Genomic DNA, 20,609 nt, shown 5'->3' with positions numbered 1-20,609 from the left:
TTACAGATTGCCTTTCTTCATTTCCTTAACGGCAAAATCGGCAGCGCGGGCTGTCAGTGCCATGTAGGTCAGTGAAGGGTTCACGCACGAAGCGGAGGTCATACAGGCACCGTCTGTATTGAATACGTTTTTGACCGTATGAATCTGGTTGTGCGCATTCAGGATCGACGTTTTAGGATCACGACCCATGCGTGCAGTACCCATTTCGTGGATACCAATACCTGGATTCTTGGTCGTGTCGTTATAGGGCGTCACGTTTTTAAAACCAGCGGCTTCCAGCATTTCGGCTGCGTCGTTCATCATATCGATCCGCATCTTCTTCTCATTTTCGCCGTAAGCGGCATCGAAAACAATCAAGGGTAAACCCCATTTGTCTTTCTGATCGGGCGAAAGCGTCATGCGGTTATTAGGATCGGCAATCATTTCGCCAAAACCACCCAGGCTCATTGTCCAGGGGCCGGGTTTGGTCAGACTTTCTTTGAAGTCGGCTCCGAAACCTTCCATCCCGTTTCCACGGCCCCAGCCGCCACGGCCAGCGCCACCTTGATAACCAAAACCACGGACGTAATCGCGCTTATCGCCATTCCAGTTGCGGTACCGAGGGATATAGACCCCATTGGCCCGACGACCGAAATAGTATTGATCTTCCATGCCTTCAAAGCTACCAGCCGCACCTGCTGCCAGGTGGTGGTCCATGATGTTACGGCCAAGCTGATCCGAGTCATTACCCATACCATTCGGGAAACGATGCGATTTGGAATTCATCAGAATGGATGTACTGGCAAATGCCGATGCATTCAGGAAGATAATCCGGGCATAATATTCACGGACTTCTTTGGTATTCTGGTCAATCACCCGAACGCCGGTCGCTTTCCCTTTTTTCTCATCGTACAGGACTTCCGATACAATTGAGTCAGGCCGGAGCGTTAGCCGCCCCGTTTTCATAGCTGCTGGTAAGGTAGCGGCCTGGGTGCTGAAATAAGCACCGTAAGGACATCCCCGCATACACTGATTACGGAACTGACAGGCAGCGCGGCCCAGATCGGTATGCCATTTCTGGGGCTGGGTCAGGTGAGCCGTACGACCGATGGTAACAAGCCGTTTGGGGAACGCTTTTTCAATTCGCTTTTTGGCTTCCCGCTCAAGGCAATTGAGTTGCATGGGGGGCAGGAAGTTGCCATCGGGCAGTACGTCAATACCATCTTTATTACCCGAAACACCGATAAACGTTTCGACGTGTGTGTACCAGGGAGCCAGATCTTCATAGCGGATGGGCCAGTCGACACCGATACCCTCTTTGCCGTTAGCCATGAAGTCTTCTTTGTTCCAACGGTAACTCTGGCGTCCCCACATCAGCGAACGACCACCTACGTGGTAACCACGAATCCAGTCGACTTTCCGTTTTTCGAGGTATGGGTTTTCTTTGTCATTCTCGAAAAAATGCCGCCATTCTTCGTTGGCTGTGTAGCCCGTCCGCATGTTGGCCCAGTATTCTTCAGCTGCTAGGGTCGTGATACGGCCCCGGTGCGGGAAATCCCAGGGATTGTTCATGGCTGTTGGGTAGCCCTCAATGTGTTTTACATCGCGGCCCCGTTCCAGCATAAGGACTTTTAACCCTAATCGAGTCAACTCTTTAGAGGCCCAACCCCCCGAAATGCCTGATCCTACAACGATTGCGTCGTAGGTCATATCTTTTTTTGCGTCTATATTAAGATTCATGTCTTTGTTAAGGAGTGAGGAGTCAGGAGTAAGGAGTGAGCATAGCTGGCGCAATCTCATCATGCGAAGTATTCTCACTCCTCACTCCCCGCTCCTAATACTAAAAATTAGATAGCCCACGCTTTCTGGCCCGGCTTCAATGTAATACAGCCATCATAACGGCCCGGAACAGGCACGTACTCCAATGCTTGTGTACAGCCGATTTCGGAGGTGAAATAGCCGGTAAGGGTCAAATCTTTCAGGATCGAATAGAAAGGCGTATACCGTTTTTTGGCGGTAGGCATCTGGAGGTCGGCCTGGGAGTTTTCGACTTTAGCAACGGATTTAGCCGGAGCCATTTGGGCCCGCTGCGCTTTGTCGTCAGCTTCGAGTTTTTTTACAATCTCAATGCGTTGTGCCGGATCGAGTTGCACAAACGCTTTCCCGTACGCTTCCTGGCTCCACTTGTTGGTTTGCGCTAATCCTTCGACAAAACGTTGCTGATCATCGGGTTTATAGCAGTCCTTCAGAATCACGTCGATAACTTCGTTGACTTTAGCCGCTTTGGCACCCGGAGTCTTGGTGGTCGGGATAATGGTATCGGCCAGTTCAGCGACAGTAGCGTCCTGGTCGGCCGTAAAGAAGACAGGTTTGCCGGTGAGGGCACGTCGAGTGGCTGAGGCTTCAAGCGTATCGGCCAGAGCTGGCAACGACATGGTTACGCCTGCCAGCGCGGCCACCCGCATGAGGGCATCTCTTCTGTTCATAGGTTATAGCAATTAGACTTTCAGGTAGAACGTATTAAGGAATTACAAATGTATAACAATCAAGGAATGGTTTGTGCTATTTAGGGATAGAGTTTTCAGGTGTGATGAGGTCTATCCCCAGATGGATGGAGCCAGGAATTCGTCCAGTAGCGTTAACCGAAGTTTTAGGCCTGTCAGGTTACGCCATTTTCAAAATAAACTCCGGGCTAATATCTAAACGCTCGTAAAGTTTTTTCGCTAAGTCAATGGTAATGCGTCGTTTCCCATTCATTACCTCCGACAAACGGGCGGTTGATACTCCCAGAAGCTTTGCCATATCCTTTTGTTTCATATTTCGTTCCGCCATTTTGATATGGATCATTCCTGGCAACGTATCTGGTGTACGAATTGGCATGAGCGGGATGCTCTTTTCATACGCTTCAACCTGTACCGATAGCCGATGTAGTGTATCGGCTTCTACTGATGTCAAGCTATCAAAGCTTCCGTGCTCCGTAACTTTCTGGATATACTTCTCAATTTCTGTTAGTAAAGAATTGTATTCCTCCTGATTGCGTATTGGTTTCATATCGTACTACAATCAATTTTGTCATACTCTGAGTGGGTGCCTACAAATCGAATGAAAACAGTTCGCTTACTGAAAAATATCATAGCAACAATTCGATACTGATTCCCTTTTATATTGAATACATAGCGCTCATTTTTAACATAATCGACTGAATTAAATGTTTGGCGTATGTCGGTCAAATTACTCCAATCAGCCGTATTCACCAACTCATACCAGCTATTTAGGGCTTCGGCTACATCAGGATGCTCAAGGCCGAAACGAGTTAAAATTCCTTTCGTAATGATGACCATCTAACTAACAATTCTTGAGCGAAAAATATTTCATAATTCGAAATTTTATTTCCAAATATGAAATTATAGGGTTGCCAATTCCTGAACCGCTAGCCAGCTCATAAGCCCAGCACCCGTCTCGAGAGCCGCTTCGTCGATGTCGAACGTGGGCGTGTGGACTCCAGAGATGATACCCCGTGCTTCGTTACGGGTGCCGAGTCGGTAAAAGCAGGAGTCGACCACTTGTGAGTAAAACGCAAAATCTTCGCCAGCCATCCACAAATCCAGATCGACCACATTTTCGGCACCCATGTAGGTTACGGCTTCGGCCCGTACTCGGCGGGTCAGTTCGGGGTGGTTTTTGAGGTAAGGATAGCCGTGGACAATTTCAAATTCGCAGGAGCCACCCATGGCTTCGGCAATGCCCTGGGCCAATTTTACCATGCGTCGTTTACCTTCGGCCCGCCATTCTTCATTCATGCAACGGAACGTCCCCTGAATGGTAACTTCGTTGGGAATCACGTTGGTAACGCCATCGGCGATGAATCGGCCAAAGGATAATACGGATGGGCTGGCTGGTGGCCGGTTTCGGCTAATGACCTGCTGCAGGGCCACAATGATATGTGATGCAATCAGAACGGGATCGACAAGGTTGTCGGGCATGGCAGCATGGCCTCCTTTGCCCCGGACGGTCAGGTATAATTCGTCGGTACTGGCCATGTACATACCTTCGCGGAACCCGATTTTGCCTACTGGAATATTGGGGGCTACATGTTGCCCAATCATGCTGATGGGAGCCGGATTTTCGAGTACGCCTTCTTTAATCATAAGCGAGGCCCCACCAGGTGCTTTCTCTTCACCGGGCTGGAAAACCAGTTTAACGGTTCCATCGAACTGGTCACGCAGTACATGCAGGATACGCGCTACACCCAGCAAGCTGGCAGTATGCACATCGTGGCCGCAGGCATGCATTACCCCGTCGATCGTCGATTTGTATGGGACATCATTGGCTTCATGGATGGGCAGAGCGTCCATGTCGGCCCGCAAACCAACGACCCTTGCGCTGCCCGACGACCCTTTGGTGCCTTCAATCAATGCAACCAGGCCCGTATCGGCAACGCCTTCCTGGGGCGTGATACCAATGGCTTTCAACTGGTCGGCCACGAATCGGGCTGTGTTGCGCTCCTGAAAAGATAGTTCGGGATGGGCATGCAAATGTCGGCGGGTCTGAACGATGTCAGCCGCATACTGACGGGCGAGCGATTTAATTGAATCAAGCATAGGTAACGCGGCTGGAAAGCCGTTTATTAAATAGTTTGCGGCTTTCCAGCCGCGTTACTGTGTCGTAATAAACTGATAGTCATTGATAACGGTAAGCAGAAATTCTCGGTTTCCTAAATCACTACGGATTCCAGTAACGGCTTTAACCTTGTCGGCAGTACGTTGGAAAAGAGGTTCATCACCCTGCCGGACTACATTTCGCACAATGGCGATGTCGTGATCGGAAAGCAGCCGGACGTCGGGAAACTGCACGATATAGTTGTCTGTAAAGGGTTTAATAACGACGTCGTCGAGCGTAACCGCGGGTTTCAGCCGCACAACGGTGGTTCCGGCAGCTATGTCGCCAAGGCGTTGGCCTTTTCCGTTGATGGCTATTGTGATAACGGGAACAATGCCTCCTAAAAACGCCCCCGACTCAATAATTCGGAACAGCCACCGAATCAGGTAAGCCCCGATTCCTGGCGGTGATCCGTCGAGCATAACCACCCGAATACGCATGGCGAGCTTGCCGATGCTGCGGCCATTGAGTAACCACTCACTCAGGAGGTCGTAAAAAACGGCGGGTAGTGCAATGAAAAGGCTGTAAAAGCTATTGATCTGATAACCTAGCGAAGTGGGCAAAAAAACGGTCAGGATAAGCCAGCCAAATATCACCAGATAATCCATCAGCGCTGCCAGAATTCGCTCGCCAATGCTGGCCGGTTCGTATTCCAGAAGGACGTTTTGGGAGGTGCGAATCGCAACAGCCATGCAGGAGAAATGAATAAGTCGTCTGTCAAAAGTCGTAAGTTACGATGGTTTAGTCAAAAGTTTTTCATAGAAAACGAATGCCCAACTTGGTCGCCATTGGGAACTTCACTAATTTACCCTTTCCTAGCCTGCTGATACCTTACAGACTGACGACTTCCTATGCGTGAAGCCCTTTTCGTTAAACGCAACTCCGACAAGTGGCGCGACATTGAACAGAACCCGACCCGCGATCCTGATGAACTGACGGCCCGTTTTGTGGAACTGACGGATGATCTGTCGTACGCCCGAACCTTCTACCCAAACGCGAACGTAACGCGATACCTCAATGGGCTGGCCGGGCAAATGCACCGGGGACTGATGCAGAATCGGCGGGATGATCGGGGACGGTTTCGGCTGTTCTGGCAATACGAGTTACCGCTTTTATTTCGACAGTCGCATCGAATGCTGGCGCTGGCTGCTGCAATTTTTCTGGTGGCGTGTGTATTGGGTTGGGTTTCGGCGGCACACGATAATACGTTTGTACGGCTTATTCTGGGCGATGGATATGTAAACATGACGCTCGAGAATATCAAAAAGGGAGATCCGCTGGGCGTTTATAACAGCAGCGATCAGGCCACAATGTTTGTTCAGATTACGATGAACAACATTTTCGTAGCTTTCCGCACGTTCATTTTCGGGTTGTTTGCCTCGTTTGGTACCATCGCCATGCTGTTTTATAACGGGGTGATGCTGGGGTCGTTTCAGTATTTCTTTTACGAACGCGGTCTGCTACTCGACTCGATTCTGAAAATCTGGATTCACGGTACGCTCGAAATTTCGGCTATTGTCATTGCGGGTTGTGCAGGACTGACGGTCGGGAATAGCCTGTTGTTTCCGGGGACGTATTCGCGGCTGGAATCGTTTAAGCGAGGAGTCAAACAAGGGCTTAAAATAGCCATTGGATTGGTTCCCATTTTTATCACGGCTGGCTTTCTGGAAAGCTTTATTACCCGTATGACGTTGCCTCCGGTAGTTAGTGGCGGAATCATTCTTATTTCAGCTACTTTCATTGGCTGGTATTTTGTGTATTACCCGATTCACCTAAACCGTAAACTGCAACCATGATTCAGCTTTTTCAACAACGTGATTTTGGCGATAAAATCAACACTACCTTTCAATACATCACCCAGAATTTTCGCAGCCTGGGGGTATCACTTTTGTACATTGTTGGGCCCGTTGCCTTAATGGCTGGAATCGCTTCGGGAGTGATGCAGTCGAATATATTTGATCTGGGCAAAACAGCGGAAGATGCTGGTAGAGATTCGAGTGCTCCTTTTGCTGTTGGTTATGCCTTAGCACTAAGTTTTTTTTCGCCGGCGTTCTGGATTACGATGCTGTTTAGCCTGTTAGCTATATTGGCCGTCAGCCTGGCTACCTACGCCCATATGAAGGTATATGCTCGTAAGACGCAGCCTAATGCGCCGACGAGTTTTACCGGAACGGTTGATATTAGTGTTGCCGAGGTTTGGGAGGAAATGCAGCCACTCATCGGCCGAGGTGTCCTGATTAGCGTCCTAAGCGCGATTATTTCATTTATAGCGACTATGTTTTTTGTCATTCCGGGCGTTTACGTAGGTATTGTTCTATCACTGGGGCTGGTCGTTACTACGTTTGAAGGAACGGATTTTGGGGAGACCTGGAACCGATGTTTCGCCTTGATTCGGGATAAGTGGTGGTCCACCTTTGGGTTGATTATTGTAATGGGGATTATTTCCGCAGTCGTTGGGATGATTTTTTCCGTTCCCGCAGGCATTATTGGTATTCTGACGGGCATGAAACTACTGCCTAATATAACTAGTTTCTGGCTTATATTGGGCAATGTAATCGCAACAGTGGGCGGTACATTGTTGCGGGCCTTAATTTATGTAGCCATCGGTTTTCAATATACGAATCTGGTAGAACGTCAGGAAGGTCGAGGGTTACTGTCGGCTATTGATTCAATTGGTACCAGCCCAACCCAGCCTCGCGCATCGGATGAAGGAACGTATTAATTCGGGGTTTTCGATTTTCAGTTTTCGGATTTTGTCGGGGCGATTGCCATCGCGGACGGGCCGACTCTGGTTTCTTTTGGGGATCGTACTCTTTTGGCTGACTAGCAGTCCAATTATAAGCTATGGGCAGCAAAAACCGATCTCAGGAACAGCCAATACGAGTGCCCGCGACGATCGTTCGCCCATACGCGTACGATACCCGGAGGCTGACCACCTCCGCGATCTGCAAACCGATCACGATTATCAATATGGCAACGATACGCCACCGCCCGAAAATCCAATTGCTCGTTTTTTCAACTGGCTGTTTCGAAAGTTGGCCCAGTTCCTTTCCAGCAAAGCGTATCAGAATGTCTGGCAGTATGTGATTCTGGCGGCTATTGCCTGTTTTGTGATTTATCTGCTCATGAAAGCTGAGGTACTGGGTTTTCTTTTTCCGAAAAAAGCACAATCGGGTGCGCTGGATTATGAAAATCTGGCGGAGAATATTCATGAAATCGACTTCGAGACGGCCATTGACGAAGCTGCTGCTGCCCGAAATTTCCGGCTGGCCGTCCGGTTACTCTATCTGCAAACACTAAAGCGATTAACTGATGCCGGGCGTGTACACTATAAACCTGATAAAACCAATCGGCAGTATGTAGCCGAGCTGATCAATTCGCCCTTACAGCCAGATTTTGAAACCCTGACACGACAATTTGAATTTGTCTGGTATGGTGATTTTCCTGTCGACGAGCAGCGATTTCAGGCCATACAAAATCAGTTTCGCCAATTTAATCAGGCACCATTGGCCAAAGCCATAAATCCTATACCGTAACCACATCTTGCGAAAACCGAATAAATACCTACTGATTTTATTAACTACGGTGTTGGCATATATGCTCTTTGAGTATTATCGTCCAAAACCGATTGATTGGTCGCCAACCTACCAGAATGACGACAAAATTCCGTTTGGGACGCAGGCATTGTTTGAATTACTGCCCGATGCACTGCCGCAATCGTCTCTACAAACAGTACGCTTACCTATTTATAATTTTCTGGGAGAAAGTAAGTTTTCCGGTCGAAGCAACTATGTATTTATCTGTCAGGAATTTAAGGCCGACAGTATCGAGCAATTGCGGCTGCTCGATTATGTAAAACGGGGCAATACAGTATTCATTTCGGCCTATACGATACCTGAATCGCTGGGCGACACGCTTGGGTTTAAGGCAGATTTGAAAGAGCAGGATGAAGCCGACACGACATTACGTCAGAATCTGGTTAATCCGCAACTGCAAAAAGCGGGCGGGTATAATTTCTTTCACGACGACGGACGAAATTTTCTGGTTATTAAGAAGCCGAAGAATAGTATTGTGTTGGGACGTAATGCCCGCAAGGAACCCGTTTTTATCCGGGTACAGTTTGGTAAAGGAACGTTCTTCATTCATAATTTACCTCTTGCCTTTACCAACTATTACGTGCTCGATACGAAGACAGCCGACTATGCGTTTAAGGCGTTTTCGTATTTGCCTGCGCAACAGACGTATTGGGACGAGTATCAGAAACAAGGCCGTTTTAATGAAGACCAGCAGTCGATTTTCCGCTACATTCGCTCACAACCAGCCTTGAACTGGGCCTATTATCTCATTCTGATTGGGTTGTTAGCCTATGCCATCTTTGCTGGAAAACGTAAGCAACGAATTATTCCGGTGATAGAAGCGCCCCAAAATACATCTCTCGACTTTGTGAAGACGGTAGGGCGGATGTATTTTCAGCAGGGCGACCACGATAATCTGGCCCGGAAGAAAATTCAGTATTTTCTAGCCGATATCCGTGAGCGATATGGCCTCAATACAACTAGTTTAGATAAAGAATTTACAGAAGCCCTGGCCCGGAAAAGTGGCGTTTCATTAGTCGAAACGTCGGAATTAGTCATGCTCCTGCGTAATGCACAAAAGAGCATTTCACTTTCTGAGTTCGATTTGCTAACCCTGAACCGGGCAATAGAAAAATTTAAACAATCAGAACCGCTCCGGCGGCCCGGCGGGATTTAGCTGATTCATGGATTTGCAGGATTTTGTGATCTCAGTGCTTCAGAGAAGCGAAAAACAAAATCAGATTAATCTTAAAATCAGTTAAATCCCGCCGGGCCGCCGGAGCGGTTCAGACATCCTATGGAAACATTCGATTCTCGCTTAGACCTAACCCCTCTTAAAACGGCCGTTGACGCCATCCGGGCCGAGGTTAGTAAAGTAATTGTTGGCCAACATCAGACGGTTGACTTACTGCTGACGGCCCTACTGGCCGATGGACACGTACTGATTGAAGGCGTTCCGGGCGTAGCCAAAACCTTAACAGCTAAACTGCTGGCCAAAACCATGTCGGTGGGCTTCAGTCGTATTCAGTTTACGCCCGATCTAATGCCATCCGATGTGATCGGTACAGCGGTCTTTATGCCCAAAACCGGCGACTTTACGTTTCGGCATGGTCCCATTTTTTCGAACCTGGTGCTGATCGATGAAATTAACCGGGCTCCGGCCAAAACCCAGGCAGCCTTGTTTGAAGTGATGGAAGAGAGGCAGGTTACCAACGATGGGACTACCTACACACTCGATGAGCCCTTTATGGTACTGGCTACACAAAACCCGATTGAGCAGGAAGGGACCTATCGGTTGCCCGAAGCCCAACTCGACCGTTTTCTATTTAAAGTCGTAGTTGGCTATCCGGCCGTCAATGAAGAAGTCGATATTCTGCGTGGGCACCACGAACGTCGGAATCTGGCTGCGGCCATCGATGCCGTCAGCGCTGTTTTAACGGCCGATCAACTGGCAACTCTACGCAGCCAGGTGCATCAGGTGCATGTTGAAGACAAATTGTTCAATTATATCGCGCAGATTGTGCAGGCTACACGTGCCAACAAATCATTGTACCTGGGAGCCTCTCCTCGCGCTTCTGTAGCGTTGCTAAATAGTGCTAAAGCGCTGGCTACCTTACGAGGACGCGATTTTATTACGCCCGAAGATGTACAGGAGCTGGCCGCACCGGTATTGCGCCACCGCGTACTGCTGACTCCCGAACGCGAAATGGAAGGCGGTACAGCCGATGAAGTGGTTGCTCAGTTAGTGCAAAAAATTGAAGTACCGCGTTGATAAATGAACAAGGCACAACGGATAATGAATAAAAGGGAATGGCAAAGTCGATTGCTCTGCCTATTGGTAGTCATTGCTCATTATCCATTATTCATTGTGCATGCTTATGCTCAGGTACCTACGCCTACCTACGAACAGCTAGTAGGAATCTGGATAGGCGTCCATACCGAACAGGACATTGATTTTGTTTGCCCATTACCCAACTATATCCGGCTGGATGCCGATAGTATATATCACTTGGGAATGGTTGATGGATCGGCGCAGGAGCAGGTGTCGAGTTGGGCTATTCATGGAGAAATTGTACGGTTCGATACCGTTCACTTTGCTCCCAAACTGGTGACCGTACAGAACGATCTGCTGCGAATAGGTAAAAACTATCCGATGGTGCTTCGGCGGTTTACTGATATTCCCGTTGATTCGACTCGAGCTTACCAACAATTAAGTGGGCGAGTCTGGCAGTCAGATAGCCTGGTCATGGCCTTTTATGCCAATGGAAAAGTGAGCCTTGAAAACCGCACAACGAAGCAGCGAACGGCCCACTTCTGGCGATTGGCTCGGTTTGGTAAATCGGTATTCATCGTCATTCGGGGTAATCAGTACAATCGGTTCAGAGGGTATAAACCACTTTGGCAACTCCGCTCGCTACAGCCTAATGAGCTAGAAGCGATTGGCTGGAACGGACGGGCTGTATCTACTGAACGGTTTACGTTCGTCAGAAAACTATTCCCTGGCGATTCCTGCCGCCCCAGTGGTTTTCAGGCTTGTGGCAATTGTTTCCGCCCTACCTGGTATGAGCGTTCGTTAACGCATGGACAGAAACGATACGACCTACTTGCCTTTGTGACGAAACAGTATCAACCCGTTCAACGGGAAAGCGAAACCGGTTTAATACAGATTCAGTTTGCCGTCAACTGCGAAGGTGAAAAAGGGGCTATAACCCTCAACAGCTTTGGTGAAGACTATTGCCCTAAATCATTCGCTCCTCAAATTACTAGCCAACTAATTGCAATTTGTCAGAATTATGTGGCTACTGATGCATCGCTTCGGGAACCTGAGCGCCCTGGCGACTGGCCGCTGGATCTGTGGGTTTCGCTTACATTTCGGCTTAAAGAAGGGCGTATAACTGAATTATTGCCATGAAAGGACGATGGCTTTTCTTTCTGCTATCACCGCTGATAAGTTGGGCGCAGGATGGCGAACGATTCCTTCAATCATTCTCTTCGATGCTGGCTGCTAATCGGACTGTGCCTCCCCAATTCTTCTTCCGGGAACGACGGGAACGGCTTCGGTTGGACACTTTATCGGCTAGTGCGCAGAACTATCGTTTTCGGGCGTTCAATTACGTGTGGCGAGGTGACTATGAACAAGCCATCGTCTGGCTCGAAAAAACAACGGCACTTTACCCCAAAGAACACGGCACCGTCGGTGAGCTTTACCTGGCGCAGTTGCGGGACTACCCCCGTGCGCTGGCTCACTTCGATGCGTACGATGCGTTGACGCCGAATTTCGATGACATTATAGGGTATAACCCAGTCAGCTATTTGCGAGGCTTGGCGTACCGAAGTCAGGGTAATCAGGAAAAAGCCATCGAGCAATTTTCGAAAGCCATCGATCCTTTAGCCGAAAAGCACGGTGCCGAATGGGTTAACTACAAGCATTTCGTGAGCCGGGCGGTTAGTTATATCGCTACCAATCAGGCAGAAAAGGCATTGGTCGATCTGGAAAAGGCTACTAAGAATTTTCCCCGTAGTGCCCTCGTCTATTATCATCGTGGCCGAGCCTTGCTACAACTCAATCGGATTGCCGAAGCCCGAACCGCTTTCCAGGATGCATCGTTTTTCTTTAAGGCCCTTCGTGCCGAACGAACGGGCGATTATCAGGAAGATGACTTTAACCCGGTTTACGAGCCAGAAATTGACGAAGCCGTTCGGCAACTAAAACCGTAACTTTTTATGACTACGTTTTACGAGCAAATAAAAACCGTTCTGGAAGAGGGCTGCCAGAAAGCGTATCGTGTCGTTAATGTCGGTATGGTTGAAGCATATTGGCACATTGGCCAGCTCATTGTTGAAGAAGAACAAAGGGGCAACAGTCAGGCCGAATACGGAAGTTGCCTGCTTAAGTACCTCGCCGAATGGCTGACTCAGGGTTTTGGAAAGGGATTTACGGAGACGAATCTAAAATACACGCGGCTTGTTTATCAGGCTTTTCCAATTCGTCACGCAGTGTATGACGAATTAAGTTGGAGTCATGTTCTGAATGGAACCCAACAGTTGTTTGCCTCGAAATACAAACTGTTTTATCTACCGTAGAGAAATTAATGGCCGAAATAGAACGTGATAAACAGTTACTGCAACAAAACCGCCGAATAAAATGAAATCCATCCGCGCCCTGTTTATCGCCAACCGCTTGTGGTTTAGCTTGATTGCGATTGTTTTATTGTTTGTAGCGGCTTACGCGTTTCCAATTCTGTTTCCATTGATGCAGGTCGTTTTTGCTGTCTTTATCTTATTAATAGCAATCGATGCAGGGCTGTTGTTTCGGCAGAAAGCGGCCTTTTTTGCCCGCCGTGAACTGCCCGACCGTTTATCAAATGGCGATGAGAATCCGTTGACGATTTACCTCGAAAATCGCTATACATTCCGGGCGGATGTAGAGGTGATCGATGAAATTCCGTTCCAGTTCCAACGACGTGATGTGTTGTTTATGGCTCGATTGAACCCACGCGAGACGCAGGCGATTCGTTACGAACTCCGCCCCACCCGTCGGGGCGAGTATAGTTTTGGAGCCGTCAATGTGTTTGTAATGTCGCCACTGGGTTTATTGAAACGGCGGTATCAGTTTGAACAGGGTAGAATGGTCGCCGTGTATCCGTCGTTTTTGCAGATGCGGCAGTATGAACTCCTGGCCGCTACCAATCGCCTGACCGAAGTGGGCGTGAAGCGAATCCGACGAATTGGCCACAGCATGGAGTTTGAACAGGTACGTCCTTATACAACCGGCGACGATGTGCGGACCATCAACTGGAAAGCTACCTCTCGTCGGAGTGACTCCCAAGGCACATCGCTGATGATCAATGCTTTTCAGGATGAGCGGTCGCAGCCGATTTATTGCCTGATTGATAAAGGTCGGGTGATGCAGTCGCCGTTTGACGGGTTAACACTACTCGACTATGCGATCAATGCCAGCCTGGTATTGAGCAATATCGCCCTTATGAAGCAGGATCGAGCTGGTATTCTGACGTTTTCCGACCATATCGGCCAGCTTTTGCCTGCTGACCGTCGGTCGGGACAGATGCTGAAAATTCTGGAATTACTGTATCGGCAGAAGACCCGCTTTCTGGAAACCGATTACGAAAACCTATATGCAAGTGTTCGGACGCACATTCGCCAGCGGAGTCTGTTGCTGCTATTTACCAACTTTGAGACCGTAAGTGGCATGCATCGGCAATTGCCCTACCTGCGTCGGTTGGCTAAAGATCATCTGTTGCTGGTCATCTTCTTTGAAAACACCGAGCTACGCGCTTTACTTACCGAATCGGCTGCGGATACGGAAGATATTTACCTCAAAACCATTGGCGAAAAGTTTGCCTTTGAGAAACGTCAGATCGTAAAAGAGCTTAGCCAATATGGTATTCAGACGATTCTGACCGCTCCGCAAAACCTGACAGCTAACACGGTCAATAAGTACCTGGAACTGAAGGCAAGGGGTATGATTTGATAGCTGTATTCTGGACAGCTATATCTATCAATTATCGCCCAGGCTTCCTTTGACGGACTCGTAATCGGTTTTCAATCGGCCCATTTCTTTAGCCAGGAAAGTCTGTAATTGTCGATTAAAATCTTCTTTTTCATCTTCAGGTAAAGACGCATACAACTCTTTCAATTCCTGATTGATGGCCGCTCGTTCGGCATCAGTGGCCGCGTTGATAGAGCGGTAATGATATTTCCGGAAATCGTATTGGGGCATAGTTTATTCTTCTGGTAGGTTGGCAAAGCAAAAAAGCCCTCTCCGCAGAAAGGGCTTTTGGTTAAGGCGCTTTATTTACGAATTCATTAACTCCTTCCGGTCTTCTTCGCGCATACGCTGGACTCTTCCCGAAACCACAATACTTATCTCATAAAGAAGGGCAAGCGGTAAGGCAACCAGCACCTGACTGTAAATATCGGGCGAGGGAGTAATAACCCCCGCTACGACCAGAATGACAATCCAGGCATGCTTGCGGTATTCGCGCATGAAAGCAGGTGTCAGAACACCAACTTTCGACAGCACAAAGGCAATAATCGGCATCTGGAAGATGAGTCCGCAACCCAACGCCAGCGTCACAATAACCGAGATATAGGACGTAATGTCGATGTTGTTCTCAATCTTACTCGATAGCGTATAGTTGACTAAGAAGTTGATTGCCAGCGGAGATACGATAAAATAGCCAAACAGTACGCCAAGAGCGAACAGTAACGATACATAAAAAACGGCTCCTCGCGCAGCGCGTCTCTCAACCGGGCGAAGACCAGGTTTTATAAAGCGCCACAGTTCCCAGAAGGCATAAGGAAAGGTAAAGCTTAACCCAACAAAAAACGACGAGGTGAGTGACATCGTAAACTGATCCGATAAGCCCAGCGCCTGTAGTTTAAACGTCAGACTTTTAACGCACAAATCGGCATAGCCCGTAATATCAGCCAGTTTGCACATCTGTCGATACGTCCAGAAGTCCGTTTTGGCAGGGCCCAGCAGCACATATTCAAAAATATCGTCGATGAAAATGAAGGCCGTAATCGTAAATACCAGAATGGCTGCGGCCGAGCGGATAATGTGCCAGCGCAGTTCTTCCAGATGGTCCAGAAAGGACATCTCTTTACCTTCAGAATCAATCTCTTCGTCAGTCAGTTGGTCGAGTGGCATTGTTGTAATTGCGAATGATTGAATGATTGAATGATAGAATTAATTAACACATAAGCAGGTATTAACTAATTCTATCATTCAATCATTCACAATTAACTTTTATAGAGCGGAAATGCTTTCATCCACTCGTTGATTTCTTCTTTAACGGTAGCTAGAACCGAATCGTTATCGTGGTTCATCAGCACTTTGTCGATATATACGACAATTTGCTCCATGTCCGATTCTTTCAGGCCGCGTGTGGTCATAGCTGCCGTTCCGACGCGCATCCCCGACGTAACCATCGGCGATTTATCATCGAACGGAACCATGTTTTTGTTGATTGTAATATCGGCTTTGATCAGTGTATTTTCGGCCAGTTTTCCGGTTAGTCCTTTCGAACGTAAGTCGATCAACATCAAGTGATTGTCGGTGCCGCCCGAAATGATTTGATACCCTCGGCTCAGGAAAGCGGCTGCCATTGCCTGCGCATTGGCTTTTACCTGAACAGCATAATCGTAGAAATCGTCGCTCAACGCTTCACCGAAAGCAACGGCTTTGGCCGCAATAATGTGTTCCAGTGGACCACCCTGCGTACCTGGGAATACACCTGAATCGAGCAGTGAGGACATTAGACGGGTTTCGCCTTTCGGTGTTTTAATACCAAATGGATTCTCGAAATCATTCCGCATCATAATAATGCCGCCACGTGTGCCCCGTAAGGTTTTGTGCGTCGTAGTCGTTACGATGTGTGCATGAGCGAGTGGATCGTTTAATAATCCCTTGGCAATCAGGCCGGCAGGGTGCGAAACATCAGCCAGCAACAAAGCGCCAACTTCGTCGGCAATGGCACGTAGGCGGGCATAATCCCAGTCGCGACTATACGCCGACGCACCACAGATCAGAACTTTGGGACGTTCACGCTTGGCTGTTTCTTCTACGACGTCGTAGTTAATGACGCCGGTTTCCTGCTCCACACCGTAGAATGTTGGCCGGAAGTATTTACCAGAAATATTTACGGGTGAACCGTGGGTAAGGTGACCACCGTGCGAAAGGTTGAAACCCAGGATGGTATCGCCGGGTTGCAAACAAGCCAGAAACACAGCGGTGTTAGCGTTCGCGCCCGAGTGTGGCTGCACGTTTACCCAGGTAGCACCGAACAGTTCTTTTGCCCGATCAATAGCGATTTGCTCAATCTGGTCAACTACTTCGCAACCGCCATAATACCGTTTACCGGGCAAGCCTTCGGCGTATTTATTGGTGAGAACGCTTCCAGCCGCTTCCATCACGGCGGGCGACACAAAGTTTTCAGAAGCAATCAATTCAATACCCGATTCCTGCCGGTGCTGTTCTTTCGCAATCAGATCAAACACCTGCGTATCGCGGGTGGTGGTAGCGGTTGTCATCAGAATGAGCGATTTATTGTGTTGGTTATCTGCTGGTTCGATCTAATAAAGTCAATAGTTGTAAATGTGCGAACAGCCAGATAGTTATAGTGCAAAGGTACGGCGGAAAATGGTGAAAAAAGGAAGAATTTCCTGACAAAACCAACAAAACCGCTTGGGCGATTCAAAGGACGAGTTTTGTTGTTGATTAAACCTTTTAGCCAACTTATAATCTGATTAAAAAGAACAACGAGTACAAACACTATATAGTTGGTTTTCATTGGTAGTGTAATGTTATATAATTCAAGTATTTAACGCTATGAAAACGAAAAGAAATGTATTGGCAGTAGTCAGTTTTGTGTGTATGGCACTGGTGTCGGCCTGTACGGCTACCACCACCGTACAGGGACCTCCGGCTGCACGTGTCGAACGGATTCCTCCACCACCTTCGGCCCGCCACGTTTGGGTTCCAGGTCACTATGTACGTCGGGGGCGGGATTACCGCTGGGTAGGGGGCTCGTATCGGCCAGCTCCCGGACGGTATACGGCCTGGTCGCCGGGGCATTGGCAACAAACCCGTCGTGGCCCAGTTTGGGTAGAAGGTCATTGGCAATAAGTAGTGATTGATGATAATGTCTGAGTTAAACTTCCCGAAAGGCCCAATCTTTCGGGAAGTTTTGTTTTGACTGGTTATAGGCAGCAAAACGGATTTTCTGAATGGTAGACGGGGCTCTATTTTGTCTTATGAGTCTAATCTATTTTTCGCTAAACCTATGGAAGCGCTGGCAGACAAATCTCTCTTGCTGAGTCAACTTGATGAACCGTATACGATTGGCCCGGAAGCCATCGAATTTTACCGGAAAAATGGGTATGTAAAGCTGAAAAATGTACTAAGCCCGGTTGTGCTGGACTATTATGGGACGATCATAACCGATTTAGTTTTTCGGCTCAATACACTCATTAAACCTATGGAAGAGCGTACGACCTATGAGCGGGCGTTTTTGCAAATCATGAATCTCTGGCGGGAAGATGAACAGGCTAAAGAGTTCGTTTTTTCGAAGCGATTAGCCAAAATAGCCGCAGACCTGATGGAAGTAGATGGGGTACGACTTTATCATGACCAGGCTTTGTATAAGGAACCTTCGGGTGGTATTACGCCCTGGCATGCCGATCAATTTTACTGGCCGTTGGCATCGCCAAAAACGGTTACTGTCTGGATTCCGTTTCAGGAGACGCCTATGGAAATGGGACCGCTTGCCTTTGCCGAAGGAAGTCAGCACGTTGAAATTGGGCGTGATATTGAAATCAGTGACGAAAGTGAGACGATTCTGGCCGACGAACTACAACGCCAGAATTTCAGTATGAACGATACACCCTTTGAGCTGGGTGAGGTTAGTTACCATGCTGGCTGGACATTTCACCGGGCTGGTCCTAATCTGTCAGATCGCCCTCGTAAGGTAATGACCATGATTTATATGGATAAAGATCAGATCATTAGCCAGCCGCGAAATCAATATCAGATAGCCGATCATATTACTTGGCTGGCAGGTTTACCAGTTGGGAGCCAGCCTCAGGATGAATTGAATCCTGTACTTTATAGTCGGTAACGTACAAGCGATTCAGACTACTTACTAGTCGTTAGTCGAGGTGAAATGAGCAAAATCACCGTCGATTAACGACTATTCTTATTTAATGGAAATATTTTTGCAGTATTTCTGTTCTAAAACAGAACCATTATTTACCCGGAGTGGTATGAAATCTATTCTTACGCTTGTGGTGGGGCTCCTGCTTCCCCTGGCAACATTTGCTCAATTACTTAAGCCAGTCACCTGGAGCTATAAAGCCACGAAGTCATCGGCCAAAATAGGCGACGTTGTTGAGCTTCGATTCTCGGCAGCGATCAAAGACGGCTTCCACATTTATTCGTCCGATGTAAACCCTAAAATTGAAGGGCCTCTACCAACAGAGTTTAAGTTTACTCCGAACAAAACCTATGAGTTGGTTGGGAAAGTAAAACCAATCAGTAAGGTCGAAACCAAGTACGAAGAAGTATTTGAAGGCGATACGTACGTGATGCATGGTGTGGCCCAATTTTCGCAACGGGTGAAGATTTTAGCCGAAAAGCCCGTTATTGAGGGGACAGTCAGTTTTCAATCCTGTACCGATAAAGACGGCCAATGCATTCCGGGCGATGATAATTTTTCGTTCACAGGCATACAGGTCACAGCCAGCCCCACGAGTACAACGACAGCAGTAGCCGAAACACCTAAAGCAACCTCAGTAGCTACTACGCCAACGACCGAGACGGTTGCTGTGGCTAGTGCCCCTGCATCGACGACAATGGTAGCGGAAGCGTCAAAGCAACTGGATCAGACCACCACGGATCTGGCTCCCAAAGCAGAGGTTTCATTGACCGAGCCGAAATCGGCAGCCAGCGAATCGTTAGGTGGTTTTCTGTTGGCGGCTTTTCTGTCGGGTTTAGTAGCCTTGCTGACTCCCTGCGTATTTCCCATCATTCCGGCTACGGTTAGCTTCTTTACCAACCAAAAGGGGGGGCAGTGGAAAGCACTGCTTTATGGTGTGTTTATTGTTGGCATTTACGTGTTGGTAGGTACGGTGGTATCCCGATTCAATGGTCCGGCGTTTGCTAATTTTGTTAGTACGCATTGGATACCGAATGTATTATTCTTTGCCATCTTCTTCATTTTTGGCCTCTCGTTTCTGGGCTTGTTTGAGATTGTATTACCGAACTCGCTGATCAATGCGTCGGATGCAAAGTCGGAGCAGGGCGGTATTCTGGGCGTTTTCTTTATGGCCTTTACCCTGGTGCTGGTTTCATTCTCCTGTACGGGCCCAATTGTGGGTAGTCTGCTGGTAGCGTCGGCAGGCGGTGAGGTTGTAAAACCAATTCTGGGCATGGCCGCTTTTTCGTCGGCGTTTGCGGTGCCGTTTACGTTGTTTGCTGCGTTTCCGCAATGGCTCAAAAACTTACCCCGCTCGGGTGGATGGCTCAATTCCGTAAAGGTAGTTCTGGGCTTTCTGGAGCTTGCGCTGGCGCTTAAGTTCCTGAGCGTAGCCGACCAGGTTTACCATTGGCATTTGCTGGACCGAGAAGTATTCCTATCTATCTGGGTTGTAATTTTCTCACTGATCGGGTTTTATTTCCTTGGTAAACTTCGACTGCCGCACGATAGCGAAGTGAAAGTCATTAGCGTTCAGAAACTGCTGTTAGCAATTGTAACCTTCTCATTTGTAGTTTATATGATTCCAGGTTTGTGGGGGGCGCCCTTGAAAGCGCTTTCGGGTTACTTACCTCCAGAAACCTCTCAGGACTTTAATCTGCATGGGCAGCGAACAGCGGTGAGTGGCCCAACAGGGGCTGGTATTACGGAGAATGTTAAATACGCCGATCTTTTCCATCTACCACACGGCTTGCAGGGGTTCTTCGACTATAAGCAGGCTTTGGCGTATGCCAAAAAGGTGAATAAGCCCGTCTTTATCGACTTCACCGGGCATGGTTGCGTCAACTGTCGTGAAATGGAAGCGCGCGTCTGGTCGGACCCGGCCGTTTTGTCACGATTACAAAATGATTTTGTGATGCTGGCCCTTTACGTAGACGACAAGACCGAACTGCCTGAATCGGAGTGGTACACGTCGACTTATGACCAGAAAGTGAAGAAGACGATTGGCTCCCAAAACGCCGATCTACAGATTATAAAGTACAACAACAACGCGCAACCGCATTACTGCCTGGTCAATAGCGAAGGTAAGTTGCTGGTACCGCCTAAGAATTATGACCGCGACGTGGCCAACTTTGTCGCGTTTCTGGATTCGGGAAAAGCGAAGTTTTAATGTAATGTA

The 20,609-nt window shown here is 48.3% G+C and carries 21 protein-coding genes; 12 read left to right on the top strand and 9 right to left on the bottom strand.

What is annotated here, in order from left to right:
* From BGO59_RS07640 to BGO59_RS07615, 6 genes are all read right to left on the bottom strand, one after another.
* Positions 1–1,719, bottom strand: a complete 1,719-nt coding sequence (locus BGO59_RS07640; protein WP_293682834.1) for a GMC family oxidoreductase — start codon at positions 1,717–1,719, stop codon at positions 1–3.
* Between the two features lie 107 nt (positions 1,720–1,826).
* A complete protein-coding gene (locus tag BGO59_RS07635) occupies positions 1,827–2,465 on the bottom strand; it encodes a gluconate 2-dehydrogenase subunit 3 family protein (protein ID WP_293682832.1) in 639 nt (212 codons plus the stop codon).
* Between the two features lie 178 nt (positions 2,466–2,643).
* Complete coding sequence (locus tag BGO59_RS07630; protein ID WP_293682830.1) at positions 2,644–3,030, bottom strand: helix-turn-helix domain-containing protein; 387 nt, start codon at positions 3,028–3,030, stop codon at positions 2,644–2,646.
* Positions 3,027–3,320, bottom strand: a complete 294-nt coding sequence (locus tag BGO59_RS07625) for a type II toxin-antitoxin system HigB family toxin (RefSeq protein ID WP_293682828.1) — start codon at positions 3,318–3,320, stop codon at positions 3,027–3,029. Before BGO59_RS07625 ends, BGO59_RS07630 begins: the two co-directional genes overlap by 4 nt.
* Positions 3,321–3,383: 63 nt before the next feature.
* Positions 3,384–4,580 (bottom strand): M20 family metallopeptidase, encoded by a 1,197-nt coding sequence (locus BGO59_RS07620; protein WP_293682826.1) that lies wholly within the window; start codon positions 4,578–4,580, stop codon positions 3,384–3,386.
* Positions 4,581–4,634: 54 nt separating this feature from the next.
* A complete protein-coding gene (locus BGO59_RS07615) occupies positions 4,635–5,330 on the bottom strand; it encodes an RDD family protein (protein WP_293682824.1) in 696 nt (231 codons plus the stop codon).
* 159 nt (positions 5,331–5,489) lie between these two features.
* Between BGO59_RS07615 and BGO59_RS07610 the strand changes: the two genes are divergently transcribed.
* From BGO59_RS07610 to BGO59_RS07570, 9 genes are all read left to right on the top strand, one after another.
* Positions 5,490–6,434 carry a stage II sporulation protein M gene (locus BGO59_RS07610; RefSeq protein WP_293682822.1) on the top strand — a complete coding sequence of 315 codons (945 nt, stop codon included), beginning with the start codon at positions 5,490–5,492 and terminating at the stop codon, positions 6,432–6,434.
* A complete protein-coding gene (locus BGO59_RS07605) occupies positions 6,431–7,360 on the top strand; it encodes a hypothetical protein (RefSeq protein ID WP_293682820.1) in 930 nt (309 codons plus the stop codon). The genes BGO59_RS07610 and BGO59_RS07605 overlap by 4 nt, the downstream gene beginning before the upstream one ends.
* Positions 7,344–8,174: a DUF4129 domain-containing protein gene (locus BGO59_RS07600; RefSeq protein WP_293682818.1), complete on the top strand. Its 831-nt coding sequence runs from the start codon at positions 7,344–7,346 to the stop codon at positions 8,172–8,174. The genes BGO59_RS07605 and BGO59_RS07600 overlap by 17 nt, the downstream gene beginning before the upstream one ends.
* A 7-nt stretch (positions 8,175–8,181) precedes the next feature.
* On the top strand, positions 8,182–9,390 hold the full coding sequence (locus BGO59_RS07595; protein WP_293682816.1) for a DUF4350 domain-containing protein: 1,209 nt from the start codon (positions 8,182–8,184) through the stop codon (positions 9,388–9,390).
* A 120-nt stretch (positions 9,391–9,510) separates the two neighbouring features.
* Positions 9,511–10,485: a MoxR family ATPase gene (locus BGO59_RS07590; RefSeq protein ID WP_293682814.1), complete on the top strand. Its 975-nt coding sequence runs from the start codon at positions 9,511–9,513 to the stop codon at positions 10,483–10,485.
* Positions 10,486–10,509: 24 nt separating this feature from the next.
* Positions 10,510–11,625, top strand: coding sequence for a hypothetical protein (locus tag BGO59_RS07585; protein ID WP_293682812.1), 1,116 nt, complete (start codon positions 10,510–10,512; stop codon positions 11,623–11,625).
* On the top strand, positions 11,622–12,431 hold the full coding sequence (locus BGO59_RS07580) for a tetratricopeptide repeat protein (RefSeq protein ID WP_293682810.1): 810 nt from the start codon (positions 11,622–11,624) through the stop codon (positions 12,429–12,431). Before BGO59_RS07585 ends, BGO59_RS07580 begins: the two co-directional genes overlap by 4 nt.
* A 6-nt stretch (positions 12,432–12,437) precedes the next feature.
* Positions 12,438–12,797 carry a DUF1016 N-terminal domain-containing protein gene (locus BGO59_RS07575; RefSeq protein ID WP_293682808.1) on the top strand — a complete coding sequence of 120 codons (360 nt, stop codon included), beginning with the start codon at positions 12,438–12,440 and terminating at the stop codon, positions 12,795–12,797.
* Positions 12,798–12,858: 61 nt separating this feature from the next.
* On the top strand, positions 12,859–14,205 hold the full coding sequence (locus BGO59_RS07570; protein WP_293682806.1) for a DUF58 domain-containing protein: 1,347 nt from the start codon (positions 12,859–12,861) through the stop codon (positions 14,203–14,205).
* Positions 14,206–14,232: 27 nt separating this feature from the next.
* Here BGO59_RS07570 and BGO59_RS07565 read toward each other — a convergent pair whose 3' ends face one another.
* The 3 genes from BGO59_RS07565 to glyA all read right to left on the bottom strand — a co-directional run bounded on the left by BGO59_RS07565 (position 14,233) and on the right by glyA (position 16,769).
* Positions 14,233–14,454 carry a hypothetical protein gene (locus BGO59_RS07565; RefSeq protein WP_293682804.1) on the bottom strand — a complete coding sequence of 74 codons (222 nt, stop codon included), beginning with the start codon at positions 14,452–14,454 and terminating at the stop codon, positions 14,233–14,235.
* A 75-nt stretch (positions 14,455–14,529) separates the two neighbouring features.
* Positions 14,530–15,387: a twin-arginine translocase subunit TatC gene (gene tatC / locus BGO59_RS07560; protein WP_293682802.1), complete on the bottom strand. Its 858-nt coding sequence runs from the start codon at positions 15,385–15,387 to the stop codon at positions 14,530–14,532.
* 92 nt (positions 15,388–15,479) lie between these two features.
* Positions 15,480–16,769, bottom strand: coding sequence for a serine hydroxymethyltransferase (glyA, locus tag BGO59_RS07555; protein WP_080059067.1), 1,290 nt, complete (start codon positions 16,767–16,769; stop codon positions 15,480–15,482).
* Between the two features lie 298 nt (positions 16,770–17,067).
* Between glyA and BGO59_RS07550 the strand changes: the two genes are divergently transcribed.
* From BGO59_RS07550 to BGO59_RS07540, 3 genes are all read left to right on the top strand, one after another.
* On the top strand, positions 17,068–17,364 hold the full coding sequence (locus BGO59_RS07550; protein ID WP_293682799.1) for a hypothetical protein: 297 nt from the start codon (positions 17,068–17,070) through the stop codon (positions 17,362–17,364).
* A 157-nt stretch (positions 17,365–17,521) separates the two neighbouring features.
* Positions 17,522–18,355 carry a phytanoyl-CoA dioxygenase family protein gene (locus BGO59_RS07545; protein WP_293682798.1) on the top strand — a complete coding sequence of 278 codons (834 nt, stop codon included), beginning with the start codon at positions 17,522–17,524 and terminating at the stop codon, positions 18,353–18,355.
* A gap of 145 nt (positions 18,356–18,500) precedes the next feature.
* The gene (locus BGO59_RS07540; protein WP_293682796.1) at positions 18,501–20,600 is read left to right on the top strand and encodes a cytochrome c biogenesis protein CcdA; all 2,100 of its coding nucleotides are present in this window, start codon (positions 18,501–18,503) and stop codon (positions 20,598–20,600) included.
* Positions 20,601–20,609 lie beyond the last annotated feature (9 nt).

Origin of the sequence: Spirosoma sp. 48-14 (assembly GCF_001898575.1) — a bacterium.
Taxonomy (GTDB): Bacteria; Bacteroidota; Bacteroidia; order Cytophagales; family Spirosomataceae; genus Spirosoma.
This window is presented reverse-complemented; position numbering and strand designations above follow the sequence as displayed.

What these genes read in the sequence shown, in the direction of transcription:
- BGO59_RS07640 (WP_293682834.1), bottom strand. Translation starts at nt 1,719, where the DNA reads ATGAATCTTAATATAGACGCAAAAAAAGATATGACCTACGACGCAATC.
- BGO59_RS07635 (WP_293682832.1), bottom strand. Translation starts at nt 2,465, where the DNA reads ATGAACAGAAGAGATGCCCTCATGCGGGTGGCCGCGCTGGCAGGCGTA.
- BGO59_RS07630 (WP_293682830.1), bottom strand. Translation starts at nt 3,030, where the DNA reads ATGAAACCAATACGCAATCAGGAGGAATACAATTCTTTACTAACAGAA.
- BGO59_RS07625 (WP_293682828.1), bottom strand. Translation starts at nt 3,320, where the DNA reads ATGGTCATCATTACGAAAGGAATTTTAACTCGTTTCGGCCTTGAGCAT.
- BGO59_RS07620 (WP_293682826.1), bottom strand. Translation starts at nt 4,580, where the DNA reads ATGCTTGATTCAATTAAATCGCTCGCCCGTCAGTATGCGGCTGACATC.
- BGO59_RS07615 (WP_293682824.1), bottom strand. Translation starts at nt 5,330, where the DNA reads ATGGCTGTTGCGATTCGCACCTCCCAAAACGTCCTTCTGGAATACGAA.
- BGO59_RS07610 (WP_293682822.1), top strand. Translation starts at nt 5,490, where the DNA reads ATGCGTGAAGCCCTTTTCGTTAAACGCAACTCCGACAAGTGGCGCGAC.
- BGO59_RS07605 (WP_293682820.1), top strand. Translation starts at nt 6,431, where the DNA reads ATGATTCAGCTTTTTCAACAACGTGATTTTGGCGATAAAATCAACACT.
- BGO59_RS07600 (WP_293682818.1), top strand. Translation starts at nt 7,344, where the DNA reads ATGAAGGAACGTATTAATTCGGGGTTTTCGATTTTCAGTTTTCGGATT.
- BGO59_RS07590 (WP_293682814.1), top strand. Translation starts at nt 9,511, where the DNA reads ATGGAAACATTCGATTCTCGCTTAGACCTAACCCCTCTTAAAACGGCC.
- BGO59_RS07585 (WP_293682812.1), top strand. Translation starts at nt 10,510, where the DNA reads ATGAATAAAAGGGAATGGCAAAGTCGATTGCTCTGCCTATTGGTAGTC.
- BGO59_RS07580 (WP_293682810.1), top strand. Translation starts at nt 11,622, where the DNA reads ATGAAAGGACGATGGCTTTTCTTTCTGCTATCACCGCTGATAAGTTGG.
- BGO59_RS07575 (WP_293682808.1), top strand. Translation starts at nt 12,438, where the DNA reads ATGACTACGTTTTACGAGCAAATAAAAACCGTTCTGGAAGAGGGCTGC.
- BGO59_RS07570 (WP_293682806.1), top strand. Translation starts at nt 12,859, where the DNA reads ATGAAATCCATCCGCGCCCTGTTTATCGCCAACCGCTTGTGGTTTAGC.
- BGO59_RS07565 (WP_293682804.1), bottom strand. Translation starts at nt 14,454, where the DNA reads ATGCCCCAATACGATTTCCGGAAATATCATTACCGCTCTATCAACGCG.
- tatC (WP_293682802.1), bottom strand. Translation starts at nt 15,387, where the DNA reads ATGCCACTCGACCAACTGACTGACGAAGAGATTGATTCTGAAGGTAAA.
- glyA (WP_080059067.1), bottom strand. Translation starts at nt 16,769, where the DNA reads ATGACAACCGCTACCACCACCCGCGATACGCAGGTGTTTGATCTGATT.
- BGO59_RS07550 (WP_293682799.1), top strand. Translation starts at nt 17,068, where the DNA reads ATGAAAACGAAAAGAAATGTATTGGCAGTAGTCAGTTTTGTGTGTATG.
- BGO59_RS07545 (WP_293682798.1), top strand. Translation starts at nt 17,522, where the DNA reads ATGGAAGCGCTGGCAGACAAATCTCTCTTGCTGAGTCAACTTGATGAA.
- BGO59_RS07540 (WP_293682796.1), top strand. Translation starts at nt 18,501, where the DNA reads ATGAAATCTATTCTTACGCTTGTGGTGGGGCTCCTGCTTCCCCTGGCA.